Raw genomic sequence first — 17,526 nt, 5'->3', positions numbered from 1 at the left:
ATGACGAAAGCTGTTAAACCGTGGAGTGAACTTAGTAGAACTGAGAAGATAAGGCATATATTCGACTTCCCGGAATCAATGCGTGACAGTCAGACAAAGGATTTGTGGGGGCCGGAGGCATCCGGATATAATAATTACATTTATTTCCCTTCTACCGCACCTTGGGAAGAGGTTGTGGAAGTTCTCAAAAGCAACCACGATTGTCAATGTACCGCATATGTCCGATTAACGGATAAAGATTTCAAATTCTTTGGCGAGGAAGATTTTAAAAAACTACGTGAGAAAGGGAAAAAACTTCCACTTATATATAGTTTACGATACGATAATGAATATTGCGCATACCAGGAATGGCGCGAAAAAATGTTGCGTGGTACCAGACCCAAGCTATTGAATCTGGAATTTTATGATGACAACAGCCTCGTCAGTAGAATCTGTACAGAAGAAGGCGATCGTGGAGATGAGGACGGATTTGGTGTAGAACCGGATATGTGGGCCTGCGCTTTGTTTGATTTTGAGGGGAATGTAATCCAACCTTTTGCACCGGGGTATATCTTTAAACCCGGTACCAAATATTAAAACAATAAAGAATGCAATGGAAAAGAACGTAATAAATGACCGGATAAGAGGTTCGCTGACAGGTGGAGCCATAGGAGACGCTTTAGGATATCCTGTGGAATTTCTGTCTTGGAGCAATATACAGAACAAATATGGGGCAATGGGAATCACACGCTATGATACAGCAGACAACGGCTTGGCATTCGTCTCTGACGATACGCAAATGACCCTATATACCGCATGCGGTATGCTGAACGCAAAAAAGAATGGTTCAGCTATAATGCCTGCAATTTGTGAGGCATATATCGAATGGCTGTTGACGCAGATAAAAAAGAATAAAAAAGGATTCAACCAATGCTGGATCGGGAAACTTCCGGAGATGAATGCCTGCAGGGCACCGGGAAATACCTGTATCAATTCTCTTATGGATATTATGAATGGAAAAGAACCTTATAATAACAGCAAGGGTTGTGGAGGTGTCATGCGTATCGCCCCCATTCCTCTTTATGGGGCGGTCGATAACCGTATGAATATAAAAGAGGCCTGTCTTTTGGCGGCAGAAGCCTCCGAACTGACTCACTGCCACCCTTTGGGATATATTCCATCTGCGTTTGTCGCATACCTTATCTACCGTTTGTCGCAAGATATACAACCGACAAGAGAAAGCTATAGGACATATATCAAGGATGGTCTTTCTTTAATCTCAGATATGTATCCCAACCACAGGAACACCGTAGGAGAATTCATCTTACTGGTAGACAGAGCTATGTATCTCGCCAAAAAAGCGGATGACGATGTACAAAACATCGAATACTATTTGGGACGTGGTTGGGTGGCCGAAGAAACAGTTGCTATTGCCGTCTATTGCTCGCTTGCTCATTTCGATGATTTTGAAAGAGCCATAATCGCTGCCGTCAATCATAGTGGTGACAGTGATTCTACAGGAGCAGTCACTGGAAATATACTTGGTGCAGCAATAGGATATGAAGCCTTACCTGATTTTTACAAAGAAAATTTGGAACTACATGACGTAATTATTCATATTGCTGATGACATTTATATAGGAATGGGAACAATGGATAAATAAAAGAATATCTAAACTAAAATATTTAAATGAATGTCCGCAAGCTGCCAAATTAGCAAAGTTTAAACCGCCAAGATGTCCGAAAGTCGTGTTTTGGAACACTTTATGTTCTCCGTGCGATATAGACAATAAAGATATAGATGTTATGAACCTGCTTGATTTTTACCGTCAATACCCTGACGAGGCCTCCTGCGAGGCGGCATTGCGTAGTTTCCGTGAGCACCACGGCCTGTTCTGTAGCCAATGCGGCGGTTTGCGCTTGAGCTGGAATCCGAGCCACAAGTCTTGGACGTGCATGGATTGCGGTCATGAGATGCAGCTCCGTTCGGGCACGGTCATGCAAGGCAGCCATCTGCCTGTGCGTGATTGGTTTGCAGCCATGTTCCTGCTGACGGCAACCAAGCGTGCCATATCGGCAAAGGAGATACAGCGCTAGCTCGGTCGCAAGCGTTACCAACCTGTATGGGAAATGGTACACAAGCTGCGTGACGTGATGGGCCGGCGCGACAGTCTTTACCCCTTTCATGGGAATATGGAAGTGGACGAGGGCTTCTTCTCCACTGAAACTCCTGAGGATCAGAAGGACTGTCCGCTGAAGCGTGAGCGTGGGAGCCAGCGAAAGACCTCCGTTCTGGTCATGGCGGAAAGCCGCCTGCCCGGTACGCCTCCTGCCAAGAAGTACAGTACGCCCAAGACTGTCGGGCATATAAAGATGCAGGTCATCGGCGATTTCAAGGCTTCCACCATCACGGGCAAGATAAAGGCGGGGACGGACGGAAATGCTGATATGACCACGGACGGGTTCAGCAGTTATGGCGTCCTTGAAAAGGAGGGGGCGGCAGCCTCCCACCATGCCGTTGTTACGGACGACAAAAAGAGTGTGGGGAAAGTCCTTCCTTGGGTGCACATTGCCATCAGCAATGCCAAAAGAAGCATATTGGACACGTACCATGACATAAAGGCCGAGTTCCTGCAACTGTACCTCAACGAGTTCTGCTACAAGTTCAACAGAAGGTATTTCGGGTTCAGGCTCTTTGACAGACTCGAACTTTGCGCATGTACGTATAGGGCGGAGTTTAAACATCGAATTTATTGATTGGAAACATGCGGACATTTATAAATATTTATCCAGAAATTGGCGAACAGAAAAATTAACCCTCCTTTATGATATATGGAACCGTAATGGTTACTCCATTCTTATATAGGAGGATTTTTTTATTTTATTACGATGCGTTATGGAAAATGATTACTTTACCAAAATAGATGAAAGCGTAAACAGACTGTTTCATTCTATTGAACAACGGATGTCAGAAGAAGATATGACCCGCATCCGCTCGGCTTATGAGCTTGCAAAAGAAGCTCATAAAAATCAGAAACGCAAAACAGGCGAACCTTACATCATTCATCCTATTGCAGTAGCCAGTATTGTAGCTGAGGAATTTGAGCTAGGTGCCAATCCGATAATGGCAGCTTTTCTGCATGATGTGGTTGAAGATACACCTTACACACTGGATGATATTAAGGAACGCTTTGGTGAAGATGTCGCATTTCTTGTGGGCGTTGTAACGAAGCAGAAGAAAGCCGAATATAATCAGTCTAAGCAGATTGATAATTATAGACAAATTCTGGCTTCTGTACAGTTTGATGTCAGGGCTATCCTGATAAAACTTGCCGACCGTCTTCACAATATGCGTACACTGGACAGCATGAGGCCTGACAAACAGATGAAGATAGCAGGTGAAACAGATTACTTCTATGCACCTTTGGCAAACCGTCTTGGGATGTATCATGTGAAAACTGAACTTGAGAATCTATCCTTCAGATTCAGATGTCCGAGAGAATATAAATTTCTTGAGAACCTTATTGAAAAGGAAAAGACACAAAACCAAAGTCGTATTGATTCCTTCATAAGTAAAATAGAGTGTCTATTGAAAGAAAACAATATCAAGGCCAGAACTGAGATAAGACACCGTATGCCGTATAGTATATGGCGAAAGATGAACAGCATGGAATGCGATTTTCAGCATATTGACGGCAAACATTATGTGCGTATTGTATATGAAGCTTCGGATATTAAGGAAGAGAAAGATATAAGTCTGAAAATATATTCTGTCTTGACAGACTATATAAAGGAAAAACCCGGAAGTGTTTCCAATTATATCAATGCACCTAAAGAAAACGGGTATCAGAGCTTTCATCTGAAACTTTTGTGTGATAACGGCAATTGGGAAGAGATTCACATTTCATCAGAGAGAATGGTTCGCAACTCCAGGTTAGGATGCGCAGCAGAACGTAGTGAATCGAACTTGAAAGCATGGCTGGATAAGTTTAAATCAGTCCTTGAAGACGTGGCATACAACAGTGAGATGGACTATATGGATGGGGTTACATCTTCGTTTTATAATGATGATATAATGGTTTTTACTCCGGAAGGTAAAGGGATAATTCTTCCTAAAGGAGCAACCGCTATAGATTTTGCCTATGAGATTCATAGCAAAATCGGTGAACATGCCGTATATGCCAGGATTAACGGAAAATTATCGTCTGTAAAAACTGAGTTGCACCGGGGTGATTGCGTGGAGATTGGGACAAGTAATCATTCTGCTCCTGATAAAAGTTGGCTTGACTGTGTCAAGACATATAAGGCAAAAAGGCATCTGCGTCAGTTTTTCCGTAATCAGCCGATATTGGAATACATCAGATGTAATTGTTGCCATCCATTGCCTGGTGATGAGGTCATAGGCTTTAAGGATGAGAATGGTAAAGTCACTTTGCACACAAGGAACTGTTATGCAGCTATAAGAACGGCATCAAGGCAAGGCGATTCTATTGTAGCTGTAAATTTTGAACCGGACAACAGGTTCTTATATCCTGTAAGAGTCCAGATTAGAGGTGTTGACAGATATCATATACTGAGTGATGTAGTGGAATGTATCACAGACAAACTGAAGTTGTCTATAGACTGTCTGCACACAGAGACCATAGATAGAATAGTAGAGTGTTACATCGACTTCAAAGTACATTCCAGAGAGGAATTAGATAATATAGTTGCCCTTATTGACAGTATAGAAGGAGTAGATGAAGCTCATGGTGTGAATATTGAGTAAAATAGTTTTCAAAATAACTATGAAAGTGAATAATATACTCGATAATGAATGTAGCAGGTCGAAGGATTATTTTGATCCCGTTACTAATACCATAGATATAAGGTCTGACGGCTTATATCCGTCCAATGTTTTAAGTAACTTGTGTAGCAATGGATTTCGCTTTGAAGGAATGGTATGCGGCAGTATGGAAGGCTTTCTGCAGTCGCTGAAGCGGAAGGACCCCAACAAGCAACGGCAGATATGCAGTATGAAAGGCGGCAATGCAAGGAAGATGAGTGTGACCTTCTGGCAGACGGAACAGATAGTATGGTGGAAAGGACAGGCGATAGACCGCCAGAGCAATGATTTCCGGCAACTGATACACCGTGCTTATAAGGCGATGTTTGACCAGAACGAGCGTTTCCGTACAGCACTGATGCAGACGAGAGGTATTGCATTGATACATACAAGCGGTGAGGACAATCCATACAAGACAATACTTACACCTACTGAGTTCTGCGGTATACTTATGGACATACGAGACAGTTATGACCTCCGTGACAAGACTCAGGAACTGAAAGAGAAGTCCGTCAGACGAAAGAAATTGCTTTATATGCATGGATTCGGGTCATCAGCGGCCAGCGGAACAGTAACAATGTTGCGTAAACATCTGCCGGGCTTTGATGTGGTTGCACCCGACATCCCTGTAGATCCGGCAGAGGGTCTGCCTTTTCTGCGAGGGCTGTGCATGAACGAACAGCCTGACGTAGTAGTCGGCACCAGCATGGGAGGCATGTATGCACTGCAGATGCATGGCTATAAACGTATCTGCGTAAATCCAGCCTTTGAGATGTCGAATAAAAGCAAGGTGCTCACGACAGGTATCCATGAGTACTCCAATCCCAGAAAAGATAGTTCCACACATTTTGAGATAACTTCTGATACAATACGACATTTTGCGGAGATGGAGGAACATCAGTTCGATGCCGTCACTGATGTTGATAGGAAACAGGTATGGGGTATGTTTGCCGACAATGATACACAGGTAGACGAAGAGCCGTTGTTCTTGCAACATTACACGCAAGTGATACATTTCAGCGGTGAGCATCGCTTAGACGAGGCGGCGATAAAGAACGTTCTTGTTCCGCTCATCCATAATATTGTGCAATAAAACAATATCGCTTATGCTAGTGATACATCCTAAAGACCGGACTACGGCGATGCTTTCCACCTTGTATGAAGGGCTGGATACGCAAGTGATTAACGGCTTTTGTTCAACCAAGGAAATAAGCCGTCTGCTGAACCACTTATCTGCGCACGAGCCAATCATGTTGCTTGGCCATGGATCAGACAAAGGGCTGTTCTTTCGAAATGATGATACAGTGGATGGCTTCGACAAAATTATTGTAGGTCATTCTCATGCGTATCATCTGAGAAAACATAAAGGAAATATCGTGGCAGTTTGGTGCAATGCCGACTTGTTTGCAAGAGATGAAGGACTACACGGATTGTTTACAGGGATGATAATCACGGAAATGAGCGAAGCCCTTTTGTATAATGTGGAAACTACCCAAGAAGAATTGAGTAGTGAGAATGCGAAGCTGTTCAGGCGGTTGAGAGCCTTGCTTGACGAGAATATTCCAATGAAAGAGATACCGAAAAGGATGCAGGCATTGGATGATGAACGCACTCCTTTGACCATCTTCAACTACAATAACTTCATTTTATTATAACAAGCTAAAGCGATAGAGCAACTTCAATAATTAATATCCCTTTGGTGAATGTGTCAAAATCACATGAGACCAAAGGGATATTTCATTATAGATTAATTCAATTCAATGATAGAGAATGGGATAAAAGACACTCTCTTATCATAGAAATAAGAACAAAAAATGTAGAGGTATGTATTATGAACACATCGGAAGCTGAAAAAGAATGGTTGCAGCGCATTTGCGGGGGGCAGCCTACAATGGATAAAAAGACTGAACCGACAAAAGAGGTCGCTATCAAGCCTGTAACCAAAGAGACACGCAAGGGCAACGGGTTCAAGGATATTGCAGGAATGGAAAAGCTGAAAGAGTTTATCACCGAAGGGTTCATCAACGTGTTAAGGAACAAGAAGTGTGCCGAGGTGTATGACATCAAGCCCCCTTCCATGTTGTTCTACGGTCCTGCAGGATGTGGTAAGACGTTCTTTGCCGAGAAGATGGCCGAAGAAGTGGGTATCAACTTCATGAAGATTGTACCTGACGACCTTGCCTGTACATGGGTGCATGGCACACAGCAGAAGATTGGAGAAGTGTTCAGGGATGCTGAGAAGAAAGCCCCTACATTGCTCTTCTTCGATGAATTTGACGCGATGGTGCCCAAACGTTCGGGTAACGAAGAGAACCAGCATTACGACAGTGAGGTGAACGAGTTTCTGTGCATGCTTAACAATGCATCAGAGAGAGGCATCTATGTCATGGCCGCCACAAATCATCCGGAACGCATTGACAAGGCAGTACTCCGAACCGGGCGCATTGACGAGATGGTATATATAGACATGCCGGATAAGGAGGCACGAAAAAGCCTTTTCTTTTTGGCACTCTCAAAACTGCCTTCTGACGAGAACGTGGATGTAGAGCGGTTGGCTGAGTTGACAGCCGGATACAATTGTAGCGATATATGCTATATTGTGAAAACGGCGGCAAGAAAAATGTTCAACGCAACCATTAAAAAGAATATCGGTGAATATCAGCCCATAAACCAGGCATTGCTCGAAGAGATCATCTCCCAAAGAAGTCCGTCGGTCAGCAGTCGTGACTTGCGCGAATATGAGCGGGTAAGAAGTGAGTTCTCTCCCAACGATAAGGGATGCCGCCATATGAGGATAGGATTCAAATGACAAAAATAATTTAGACACATAGTAGTATGAAAGAAAAAATCTTGGAAGCGTTTGAGAACTTAGGTTTCAAACTGAAGGAAGTAGATGGCATGGGCTATGGTTTTAAATATGAAGGACTGAACATGCTGTATATGTACAACGAGAACGACGAGGATTTCCTCAATGTCTCATTGCCGGGCATCATGGACATTGACGAAAGCAATGGTTTGAAGGCATGTGTTCTGCTTGAAAAAATCAACTCTACCCTGAAGTATGTCAAGGCATACATACTTGGCGGAAGTGTATGGCTGTTTTACGAGCGTGAGCTGTTTGGCGATGAAGATTTGATGATGCAAATCTCCCGTATTATCCTTCATTTGGAAAACGGACTACGATTTGCCCGTAAATCAATAACGGAAATAGAGAATGACGTCGAAAACGATGTGCCAAGCGAAGACAAACCGGAGGATGGAGAAGAGGCCATCGTAGAAGAAGTTACGAATAATGAAGAAAACGAATAAAGGAGGACGAACGATGACTAAGAAAGAAATGATAATTGAAGCGATAGAAAGTTTGGGGTACAAACCCAAAGTTGACGACGATGGCGACATCTGCGTCCGCTATCAGATGAAGACAATCTTTTTTCTGACCGGTACGGATGAAGAACAGTATGTGTCGGCTGTTTTACCTCAGTTCGCTGAAGTGCAAGAAGGTGAGGAAACTATCACATTGGCTGTTTGTAACAAGGTAAGCCGTGAAGTTAAATTGGCCAAAGTGTATATAGACCAGACGCTCAAGAGTGTCTCGGCCAACTGTGAATTCTTTTATACCGATATGGAAAGTTTGAGTTGCAATGTGGAATGCGCACTGAACATCCTCGGAATGGCACGTTCTACATATTACCAGGCAAAAGCTGAGTTAAGTAACTTTTAAAGAATGACGGATATGAGAAAATGTATTTTTATGATGTTTGCAGCATTGCTTTTCGGATGTTCGGAACATCAATTGATAGAGGATATTACAGAGACAAACAGGACTAAGGCGATGAAAGAAACCGGTCTTGTGTCAGTTGATATTGATGCCCTCGTGGCCAGAGCAAGATGGGGCGATGGAGAAGCCTTCCTGCAATTGGCGGACTGTTATAAAGATGGAATTGGAGTGCAGAGTGACCTCCTTGGAATGATGTACACGGTAGCACAAGCCCGTGCATTAGGGGCTATAGAAACCGAGAATGATTATCTTTTGCGCATTTCGGACGACAATGTCTTTAAGTTTTTGTTCGAACTTTTAAACAAGAATCCAAGGGAGTTAAGGGAAAAGAAAGATTCCATCCTGCCACGTCTCAATATGTTGGACAGTCCTGACGCACTTGCAGTAAGCGGCATCGTAAGCATTGAAAACGGAGACAGCGTTAAGGGGCTTGATAAGATAAGAAAGGCTGCTCAGAATGGAAGTAATTTTGCAATCCTGTTGAATGCTTCTCTTGACAAAAATGGGGAGTTGAACCCGGACATACATCAGTTGGAGCAAGTAGCAGAAAGAGTTCCTCTTGCATACAAAATGCTCGGAAGGATTTATTTAAGCTCTGATAAGGATGGAAATATTGAAGAGAAACGGGCCGCCTATTATTATCAGAAAGCAGAGAAGCACGCATTGCTCTTCAAACGTGAAGCTAGGTGGCTGCTGTCCTATCATAACGATGGCGGTGAAATCCAGCTTGACAATGAGGATGTAAGGAGGTTACAGGCGTTTGTGAGAGCTACCCATGAGAGAGAAAACATTATTGCTGCCGATACGGTTTGTGTTGATAGTACAACAAAGTAATCCGATATGCGAGACAACTGAGTGTCGTATGTGAATCTTGCTGCAACTGATGCTGTATCTTACTACCGAACCACGACTGATAGCTGTTCTCATTTTGAGGATAGTTTGGGGTTACTATCCTGCTGATTCATAAAGGAAAACTAAAATATATTTCGTGAAGAGCGGGTCAATGATAGAGAATATCGCATAAACCACTCTCTATATAAAACAAAAAAACTTAATATCATCATGGGAGCATTTAAAAGCAAAAAAATCATATATGGCGATCCATCCAGGATACCATATATCGCAGAAGAGATGCGCAAATCATTCATGTCCGAAGGGTTTGAAGTGCGTATCGTTGACCCTAACAGAGGAAATGAGATTTACATTACTAAAGGCGGCCTGTTCAAAGCCGCTCTCGGATTGCGTTCCGCTTTAAAAGTAGTAATGAAACCGAACAGGGAAGGCAACATTGATTTTGAGGCGGGAATAAGCATTGTCAAGCAGCAGTTTATTCCGACCCTCCTTACCGTATGTGTGTTTTCCCCGGTTGTCATAGCGCAGATATGGGGGATGATTAAGCAGTCAAAGCTGGATGAGAAGGCTATAGAAATAGCTGAGAGAGCGATGTATCAATATGGAAATAACCTATAATCGAACTGACAAGATGAGAACAGATATCACATTCATGTACGATAAGAAAGAAAAAGACTATGTTGTACGTGGTTATCCAGAGTTGAAAGGCCGACATGGAGCGGATGTCGGGGATGGTATGGCAATCTTTTTCGGTGAAGGATGGAAAAATTATGAGTTTTACATTGCCAATACCCTGACCGGACAGATACGAAAATTGGCCACAAAGAACGGAGATGTCCTGGTAGGTGACGATGAGATTGATTTTGAATCAATAAAAAAAGAGTGCGAGAATGGTTTCGGCAATGCCAAATACAAGGACCTGTGTTATGCCGGCTTGAACCGATGGGATGGATTTAAGAATGGATTATGTGCCATAACATGGACGCTCTATCCGGATGGCAGGTACTTTGCCGATGAAGACGGATTTGGCATGGAGGACAATGAGGAGGAGGTCGTTTATGGGATTATCAATACCAATCTGGAATTTATAGAACCGTTCAGACCTGTCAAAAACATAGGTGAACATTTAAAAGAATTAAGAAGTAAAAGAAATATGAAGACAAGCATTTTTAATCTGATCATTCTTGATGAAAGTGGCAGCATGAGCTGCATCCGTAAACAGACTATTTTAGGCTGCAATGAAGTGATTAATACCATCAAGGTTGCACAAACCGAGCATGCGGATACCCAAAATCATTTTGTGAGCATTTACGCTTTCCAAAGCGGTGGCACACCATCTCGCTATCTTATAAAGAACGAAAGCCCCGAGAAAGTCTGCCACATAACAGAGACGGATTACACACCTTGTGGCTGCACCCCTCTTTATGATGCGGTTGGAATAACCGTAAACAGCCTTCGTGAGATTGTCAGAACACACGAACACGCTATCGGTTCAGTCACCATCATCACAGATGGCATGGAGAACTCATCCAAAGAGTACTCTCACAAACAAGTGTCTGATATGATTGAACAGCTTAAGAAAGATGGCTGGAATTTCAGTTTTATCGGAGCCAATATTGATGTCGAGAAAGTATCCCGCAGTATGAACATTGACAATGCCATGGCTTTTGAACAGACCAACGAGGGTACTTGCGCCATGTTTGAACGAGAAAGGTACTGCAGGAGAAGCTGGTTCAGCAGAGTGAACGATTGTCTGAAGGGCATGGATAGTGACACGACAGACGAAGAGTTCGCCCAACGGCTTGGAAATACATCAAAAGACTACTTTAATAAAGATTGATAAAGAAACGAAGAAAGTTATGAAAAAGAGAATATCATTCAAATTGTTCTTCACGGTATTGTGGAGAGGTATTTGCCAGGTCTTTGGATTCATCGGCAGACTGTTTGGCTACAAGGATGAAAGTACTTACGCAAAGGTTGTCTGGAGAATCTTTGCAGGTTGTGTGACAATGCTCGTGGCATTGTTCACTATAGCCTTAACATACTCATTTGTGGACGAGGTGGTTTACGATAAATGGATTCGTCCGCATACAATGAAGGCGCTGGTTTATGATGAGAAACACATCAGTAACCACGTCGTGTTCCAACAGATATATTATTCGGACAAAGGCAGATTATATGATAAAAATAAAGGGATCGTGCTTCTGGAAGATGTAGATTGGGTGGTGACATCCGATGACAAGGATTCTTTGGCCGTATTCTCAAAGGATGGCAAACGTGGTTATATCAACCGTTTTACAGGTAAGGTGGCAATACCTCTTTCATTCACCAGAGCATGGATATTTTCAGAAGGTCTTGCCGCCGTGGAGAAGGACGGCGAACTGATGTTCATCGACCATTCCGGCAAAGTTGTCATCGACAAGGATTTCCAGGTGCATTTCGATGACCCGAAATACGCATTCAAAAACGGATACTGCATGGTAAAGAACCCCGTTGATGGCAAGATGGGACTGATTGACCGTTCCGGTAATTGGGCTTTGGATGCTGAATATGACAACCTGTTCAACAACGACGGTTTCTGGCAGGTGGAAAAAGACAGACGTGTCGGATTATACACGGCAGATATGGATTTGCTTTTCCCTGTCGAGAATACGGCAATTTATGTATATAACGACTGTATTGAAGTCCGACATGCCGACCATATCGCCCGGCGGTACGACCACAAGGGCAATATCACCGTCAACTTCGTAATCGATGATGTAAACAACCTGATTTATGAGACGACAGAACTCCGTAACAATACAGAATCTTCCGATGATGGATGCACGGACAGCAAGGTTTACGGGATAGCCAATTGTCAGCAGTATCTGGTTCGGAGCGGAGATTACAACTCTTCGGATTACTATGGGCTGTTGAACCGTAACGGCGAAATTGTAACTCCGCCCATCTACACATCAATCGAGGCTATAGGCAAAGACCTGTACCTTTGTCAGCCGGACGGTGTAATTGTAAACGATAAGGGAGAAATCGTGGAATAACAGTATTGTAAGAACATAATTTTATTCATACGAGGGCGACTTGACATTTGGAGTTGCCCTCGTATGTTATATGGATTCCGAATCAAATGGTCATATTTGATATTTGGGGAAAATTCAGCTCACTAAAACCACATCCTGCATTTCCACTTCTGCGGGCAGACGGGAAAGCAGGAGTTCCGCCATTGCTCCGTTCTGCGGAATCAGTGCCGGGAAATCCGTTCTGCCCGGCTTATATATCTCAGTCGCTACATTATACAAGTCCCAAGCGGTAACCTGTCCCTTTTCGCGGACCAGTCTCAGCACCTCTTCCGTGAAGATGGAAATCTGGCTCTGGTTAAGCGGGTAGGTTTCCACGGAGGATGACAGGTTCCTGTCCGAACTGTCATGGGAGACACGCAATGCTGTCAGCAGTCCGATATACATATATACTTCCTCCAGTGAGACGATTCTGCGTTTCAGTCGCTGAATCCTTGCGATGTCTTCGTTCATGTTCACCTCGAAGTTTGCCAGCCATCCGTCCACCGTCTCGAATACCCCTTCCGTTGTCACCTTGTTCTTTCCGTAATTGCAGATGCTCCTTTCCGGCGAGAGGATACACTGGTTATGGCATACTTTCACGCACGGGCCTATGGCAGCCTGTATGCCGTCCTGATGATAGGCGACAACCAGCGTAGTTGTCAGCTCGTCCGTTTCCCAGTCCTTGATCCGGATGGTAGCGAAGATGCGTCGGAGGATGTGGGCTTCCACTGCTTTTTCACCAAGTGTCTGTTCCACCTGCGGGAGAATGCTTACTCCCGGCTGTGTCTTGTTCCTGTTCTGTGCCGCGAAGATTTCTTCCACCTCGTAATCGAGGTTGTACTTCTCGCAAATGTCCATCATACGCTGCAGGACCTGGTAGTGATAAATGCCCTGGACTGGCTTGCCGTAGATATCATTCTCCTTGTAGGTACGCTGGAGAGTCTCGAAGTTCATTACTTCGATTCCGTTGTTCTGAAAATCAAACTGCTGTTGTTTTTCCAATACTGCCATTGCTTCCATAATCTTGAATTTTATAAAGTTAATACTATGATTGTCTGTTTTTAGGTATGTATCTGCCATCCGTGGAACGGTTCAAGTGTCACGGCAAAGGATTGGTCGGGTATTCCGTGATAGAGCAGACCGCCTACAATGCCGATGCTTCCGTCTGGATAGCGTTGCGTGAAGCCGAACGAGTACGGGGCATGGTCATAATAGAGCGAGATTTCGCTTGGATGGTCTGGGTTCTCCTCCCATTTTTTCAGTCTGTCCAGACAATTCTGGAGTGATGTGTCACCGATGGATTCGGCGTAACGCTTTACATTCTGGAAATGTTCTTCATTCAGGATTTTCATGATTCATTGTATTTTATCTGTTAAACACGTCCGGCTCCGGGAGCCGGTATTTTTTATTTTTCACCTGCCTGACTGTCCCGTGACCGTACCCGCAAGGTTTGGCGAAAGAAAATACCGCAGCCATCGGCGAGGATGATTTTCTTTCAGCCAACCCCATAGGGGCCTGACCTTGTCCGGGTACGTTGGACACGGGACTACCTTTGCAGGGAGGAAAATAAAATATACAGGTTGTGTGTCGTTGTATTTTCTTGCAGGTATGTCGGTGAGAAACCCATTGATTTGTTCGTCTTTGACAAAGGAATGGTGTATTTTTGCAAATCCTAATTTGAAAAATCATGGAAGATTATATAAAGAAAGCTGCGGATGCTTTCCTTGTGGAGCGTCCGTATGGTATGCGTGTGGATTACAGTAAGCGGGGATATGTGCTGTTCAACCGTAACCTCAATGTGTTGGGCAATGGGGAATATGCCCGCCTGGAGGAACTGCCTCTGGAGGAGTTTGATGTGGACGAGATTCCCCTGGAAGGTGAAATCATAGAGGAACATGCGGGTTTTACCGACGTATTTTTCTATTCGGACTGTACCAATCCCTATGCAGGGTATGTGCTGGATCTGAAGAAGCTCAAGGTTTACAATCAATATATGTTCCTGTTGGCTATGGTACTGAACATGAAGTTGTAAAGTCCTGATAATAGCGGTAACAGTTGTATAGGATGGCTGTTACCGCTTTGGACCTTATTTTCTGATTTCATTTTCGGAAAGAAATGCAAGATAGTCGGCTACAGCCTTATGGCATCCGGTGAAGTCGGGAGTACGGCGGCCTTTGTATTTTCTGAAACTTACCGTCCCGTTCCTTTCGATTGCCGTCACATGTCGGTTGAATGTCCCTTTGGTTCTGATATGGATGTCAAAGCCGTCCCTTCCTGTGATTTCAAGAAACATTTCTGCCGTTATTTTCTCACCGTTCAGGAATTTCCGTTTGTTTTCGTCGAGTTGTTGATGCCATCGGGATTCTTTCTCCTTTTTTTCCTGTTCTTCTTTTCTTTTCCGTTCCAGACGCTTTTCTTCCTGCCTTTTTGCATACGTCTCACGGGCCTGTACCAAGGGAGTGGAGTCAAGACCGAGGGCATTGAATACATGGACAGACAAGAGGGGGATGATTTTTCCATCCTCCGCATCCTTCAGGATGTTTTCAATCCAGTTCTTGCAATAGGCTGCCGCTTCTTCCCGGTGACCCTCCTTGTCAAGGATTCTGCGTGAATACTGTCCGCAGGAAAAATGGATATCACCTATCTTGCAGATTACATGGAAACTGTCTTCACTTTCGTTTCCGTATTCGTTTTTTCTTGCCAGCGAGATGAATACATTCTCCGCATACGGTTCAAGTTCCATGTATGGGGCAACGATGGTGTTGCCGTCAAACTTGTATTTCAATACTTTTGCTTTCATATTTCTATTCTGTTTTTCTGTCGGTACATATTCCATCTATTATCTCATTCTCTTTTCTCTCACCTTTGAGGAAGGCGAACAGCCACCGGAAAAAGAACGGGGCTTGGTCTGTCCCCAGCTGTGAGCTTTCCCCGTTACGGGTGGCGCATATTGCAAACCGTCCCAGTCCGAGACTGTCCTGTGGCGGTACGATATGGAATGACAGATCTTCCGTACCGTTGATATGAAGCCCGCCACGGTAGGTGTAGAAAGTCTTTGCGGCTCTACTGTCCGTATCAATGTCCACCCGGCTGTAGCCGCAGCGTTTCAGTTCTCTGATGATTTCCCTGTTTGTCATAATTGTATCTGTCTGATTGGATTTGAAATGTTCTGGTGTACTGTTCCCGTATTTGGGGATATGCCGTGTTCTGACACCCACTTCCGGTATGCCGTGGCATATTCCTGCCTTTCCCGTTCCAGACTGCTTTCCGTCTCCGGAGTATATCCGAGCAGGCGTATGTATCCGCCGTTGCAGCCTGTCAGTTCGCAGTGCATTCCGGCTGCCTCCAGTTTTCCGATGCGTTTCTGTGCCGTCTTCGCGCTTGAATACTCCTTGGGCCAGAAATAATGTTCTCCCTGTGAGCCGTAAAAGTCTTCTCCGAGTATCATTTCCCCGATATGCTTCCGGCTCTCGATGAAGCCGAAACGCGCCTTGCCCAGTGCCTGTCGCATAGCCTTGTGTGCAGGTCCTTCAGGATACCTGAACACTTCAGGAGTGTCTTTTCCCGTAATCTTCGGCAGTTCCATCCGGTACGGCTGTCTGTAGCTGCCGATTCCGAGCGTGAGGTAGAAGTTGGTGTGGAAATAGTCGGTCATGGGGTCGCTTTCATCGAAATTGTATGACATCACAAAATCCCTGACGTTTGTCATCACCTCCTTGGCCCGGTCGGTCAGACTGTCCGATGCCTGGATGTTGTAGTGGTTGATGTCTCCCTGTACCTTGCCGGATTCTCTGGTGAAAGCCTCGAAGTCCGCTTTCATCAGTCGGATAAGGATTGAGCTGTATCCGTCCTTGCGGACCGAGAAGGTGTATCTCGGATAGGTCTCCTTGAGCCATGCCCTGACCAGTTCCGTGATTTCCGGCGCGGACTGCCCGTTGTAGTTGCGCCCTTTCCAGCGGTATTCATTGTACACGTATTCGGTGTATTCCTTTGCGGTGGCATCCTGAAAGTCGTGTTCGTAGCCTGTCGGGGTTGTGGAAACGCAAGGCTTGTCTTTCCAGACCTCGAACAGCTTTCCGAATTCGGTATTCACCTGCTGCATGAGGGCAGTGTCACCACCCTTGTCCGGGTGGTGAAGCATTGCCAGACGGCGGTATTCTTTTTTCAGCTCCGCCAGTGAGTGTATGTTCTGAAAATAAGTCATAGTGTAGATATTAAAGTCCCGCAAGACGGTTGATGAAATATATCTGCCAGTCCTGGTCGAGTCCGAGGTTGCTGCACGCGATTTCGAAGTCTTCGCTTCTCAGGTCGTTGTCTTCCTGAAGTTCCTGCAGGTTTCTTATCTCGTCGTCCAGGTATTCCTGTGCCCCTTCCTTGCCGCAACTGCATGAGTTGCAGATCAGGTCAATGATGTTCCGTGCCATAGCCGTTGTCTTTAATTGTTTGTCAGGTATATGTTCCTCTTCTCGTCATAGTTATTGCCGTTCCACCATTCGTCGGCGGCCTCGGCGAATGTCTGTCCGGAATTGGCTGAAGGGAAATCGGATGTCTTGAATCCGGTCAGGTATTCAAGGTTATCGGTGCTGTTGGATTTCCACCATTCCTGCATCTTTTCCAAAAAGGATTGTTTGGAGCAGGTCTCCACATTGTCCTCACACCGGGAACACCAGATGTCATCGTCCACGTCACTGTGGTATTCATTCGTGTTTACATCCACCCATGCCTGGATTTCAATCTCCGTTGAACCGCAATCATTGCACACCTTGATTTCGGAATCGTCCGGGTGTTTGCGTCTGGCTTTGCCGTCATACAGGCTAACGGCCCGTTCCACCAGCTTTTCCCTGTAACGGTCCGTCAGTTCCGCATAGAACCGTTCAGCGGCTCCGAATATTCCCTTGTCCGTCATCAGAGACCATTTTTCCCAAAAGTGTGGGTGCATTTCCTTGAATACTGTCCTGCACTCTTCCTCGCACCAGGCATTCCACATATAGTAGAAGAAGCTGGAGACTGCATTTTCCGCTTGATATTTCATAATGT

20 protein-coding genes and 1 pseudogene are annotated in these 17,526 nt (G+C 44.7%); 14 read left to right on the top strand and 7 right to left on the bottom strand.

Features of this window, described 5'->3' with window-relative positions; all coding sequences use genetic code 11:
• The 13 genes and pseudogenes from BQ8005_RS15235 (at nucleotide 1) to BQ8005_RS15175 (ending at nucleotide 12,471) form a co-directional block, all read left to right on the top strand.
• A complete protein-coding gene (locus BQ8005_RS15235) occupies nucleotides 1-576 on the top strand; it encodes a hypothetical protein (protein ID WP_029426929.1) in 576 nt (191 codons plus the stop codon).
• Between the two features lie 16 nt (nucleotides 577-592).
• Nucleotides 593-1,642, top strand: a complete 1,050-nt coding sequence (locus BQ8005_RS15230; protein WP_029426928.1) for an ADP-ribosylglycohydrolase family protein — start codon at nucleotides 593-595, stop codon at nucleotides 1,640-1,642.
• Nucleotides 1,643-1,784: 142 nt separating this feature from the next.
• A pseudogene (locus tag BQ8005_RS15225) lies at nucleotides 1,785-2,735 on the top strand (IS1595 family transposase).
• A 139-nt stretch (nucleotides 2,736-2,874) separates the two neighbouring features.
• Nucleotides 2,875-4,746 (top strand): RelA/SpoT family protein, encoded by a 1,872-nt coding sequence (locus tag BQ8005_RS15220; RefSeq protein ID WP_029426927.1) that lies wholly within the window; start codon nucleotides 2,875-2,877, stop codon nucleotides 4,744-4,746.
• Nucleotides 4,747-4,765: 19 nt separating this feature from the next.
• Complete coding sequence (locus BQ8005_RS15215) at nucleotides 4,766-5,896, top strand: YqiA/YcfP family alpha/beta fold hydrolase (RefSeq protein ID WP_075318628.1); 1,131 nt, start codon at nucleotides 4,766-4,768, stop codon at nucleotides 5,894-5,896.
• A 13-nt stretch (nucleotides 5,897-5,909) separates the two neighbouring features.
• Nucleotides 5,910-6,458: a hypothetical protein gene (locus tag BQ8005_RS15210; protein ID WP_029426926.1), complete on the top strand. Its 549-nt coding sequence runs from the start codon at nucleotides 5,910-5,912 to the stop codon at nucleotides 6,456-6,458.
• Between the two features lie 176 nt (nucleotides 6,459-6,634).
• Nucleotides 6,635-7,612: an AAA family ATPase gene (locus BQ8005_RS15205; protein WP_083610581.1), complete on the top strand. Its 978-nt coding sequence runs from the start codon at nucleotides 6,635-6,637 to the stop codon at nucleotides 7,610-7,612.
• A gap of 26 nt (nucleotides 7,613-7,638) precedes the next feature.
• A complete protein-coding gene (locus BQ8005_RS15200) occupies nucleotides 7,639-8,112 on the top strand; it encodes a hypothetical protein (protein WP_029426924.1) in 474 nt (157 codons plus the stop codon).
• 13 nt (nucleotides 8,113-8,125) lie between these two features.
• Nucleotides 8,126-8,524 carry a type III secretion system chaperone family protein gene (locus tag BQ8005_RS15195; protein WP_159436274.1) on the top strand — a complete coding sequence of 133 codons (399 nt, stop codon included), beginning with the start codon at nucleotides 8,126-8,128 and terminating at the stop codon, nucleotides 8,522-8,524.
• 12 nt (nucleotides 8,525-8,536) lie between these two features.
• Nucleotides 8,537-9,415: a hypothetical protein gene (locus BQ8005_RS15190; protein WP_159436273.1), complete on the top strand. Its 879-nt coding sequence runs from the start codon at nucleotides 8,537-8,539 to the stop codon at nucleotides 9,413-9,415.
• A 228-nt stretch (nucleotides 9,416-9,643) separates the two neighbouring features.
• Nucleotides 9,644-10,051, top strand: a complete 408-nt coding sequence (locus BQ8005_RS15185; RefSeq protein WP_075318625.1) for a hypothetical protein — start codon at nucleotides 9,644-9,646, stop codon at nucleotides 10,049-10,051.
• Nucleotides 10,035-11,273 carry a hypothetical protein gene (locus BQ8005_RS17105; protein WP_052332009.1) on the top strand — a complete coding sequence of 413 codons (1,239 nt, stop codon included), beginning with the start codon at nucleotides 10,035-10,037 and terminating at the stop codon, nucleotides 11,271-11,273. The genes BQ8005_RS15185 and BQ8005_RS17105 overlap by 17 nt, the downstream gene beginning before the upstream one ends.
• Nucleotides 11,274-11,292: 19 nt before the next feature.
• A complete protein-coding gene (locus tag BQ8005_RS15175; RefSeq protein ID WP_029426920.1) occupies nucleotides 11,293-12,471 on the top strand; it encodes a WG repeat-containing protein in 1,179 nt (392 codons plus the stop codon).
• A 114-nt stretch (nucleotides 12,472-12,585) separates the two neighbouring features.
• On the opposite strand, the gene BQ8005_RS15170 is transcribed toward BQ8005_RS15175, so the two are convergent.
• Together BQ8005_RS15170 and BQ8005_RS15165 are read right to left on the bottom strand one after the other, a co-directional pair.
• Nucleotides 12,586-13,509: a DUF932 domain-containing protein gene (locus BQ8005_RS15170; protein ID WP_075319289.1), complete on the bottom strand. Its 924-nt coding sequence runs from the start codon at nucleotides 13,507-13,509 to the stop codon at nucleotides 12,586-12,588.
• Nucleotides 13,510-13,550: 41 nt separating this feature from the next.
• Nucleotides 13,551-13,841, bottom strand: coding sequence for a DUF4120 family protein (locus BQ8005_RS15165; protein WP_055172636.1), 291 nt, complete (start codon nucleotides 13,839-13,841; stop codon nucleotides 13,551-13,553).
• A gap of 335 nt (nucleotides 13,842-14,176) precedes the next feature.
• On the opposite strand from BQ8005_RS15165, the gene BQ8005_RS15155 reads away from it, so the two are divergent.
• The gene (locus BQ8005_RS15155) at nucleotides 14,177-14,521 is read left to right on the top strand and encodes a hypothetical protein (protein ID WP_075318623.1); all 345 of its coding nucleotides are present in this window, start codon (nucleotides 14,177-14,179) and stop codon (nucleotides 14,519-14,521) included.
• Between the two features lie 54 nt (nucleotides 14,522-14,575).
• On the opposite strand, the gene BQ8005_RS15150 is transcribed toward BQ8005_RS15155, so the two are convergent.
• From BQ8005_RS15150 to BQ8005_RS15130, 5 genes are read right to left on the bottom strand one after another with little or no spacing between them, the layout of a single operon-like run.
• Nucleotides 14,576-15,289 carry a hypothetical protein gene (locus BQ8005_RS15150; protein WP_075318622.1) on the bottom strand — a complete coding sequence of 238 codons (714 nt, stop codon included), beginning with the start codon at nucleotides 15,287-15,289 and terminating at the stop codon, nucleotides 14,576-14,578.
• 4 nt (nucleotides 15,290-15,293) lie between these two features.
• Nucleotides 15,294-15,626: a hypothetical protein gene (locus BQ8005_RS15145; RefSeq protein ID WP_057281950.1), complete on the bottom strand. Its 333-nt coding sequence runs from the start codon at nucleotides 15,624-15,626 to the stop codon at nucleotides 15,294-15,296.
• The gene (locus BQ8005_RS15140; protein ID WP_075318621.1) at nucleotides 15,623-16,693 is read right to left on the bottom strand and encodes an LPD29 domain-containing protein; all 1,071 of its coding nucleotides are present in this window, start codon (nucleotides 16,691-16,693) and stop codon (nucleotides 15,623-15,625) included. The genes BQ8005_RS15145 and BQ8005_RS15140 overlap by 4 nt, the downstream gene beginning before the upstream one ends.
• A 10-nt stretch (nucleotides 16,694-16,703) precedes the next feature.
• A complete protein-coding gene (locus tag BQ8005_RS15135; protein ID WP_075318620.1) occupies nucleotides 16,704-16,913 on the bottom strand; it encodes a hypothetical protein in 210 nt (69 codons plus the stop codon).
• An 11-nt stretch (nucleotides 16,914-16,924) separates the two neighbouring features.
• Entirely contained in the window at nucleotides 16,925-17,521 is a 597-nt protein-coding gene (locus tag BQ8005_RS15130; protein ID WP_075318619.1) for a hypothetical protein, read from the bottom strand.
• Nucleotides 17,522-17,526 lie beyond the last annotated feature (5 nt).

It is taken from the genome of Bacteroides togonis (assembly GCF_900130135.1).
GTDB lineage: Bacteria > Bacteroidota > Bacteroidia > Bacteroidales > Bacteroidaceae > Bacteroides > Bacteroides pullorum.
Note: the sequence above shows the minus strand (reverse complement) of the source record. Positions and strands in the feature narration are given on the sequence as shown.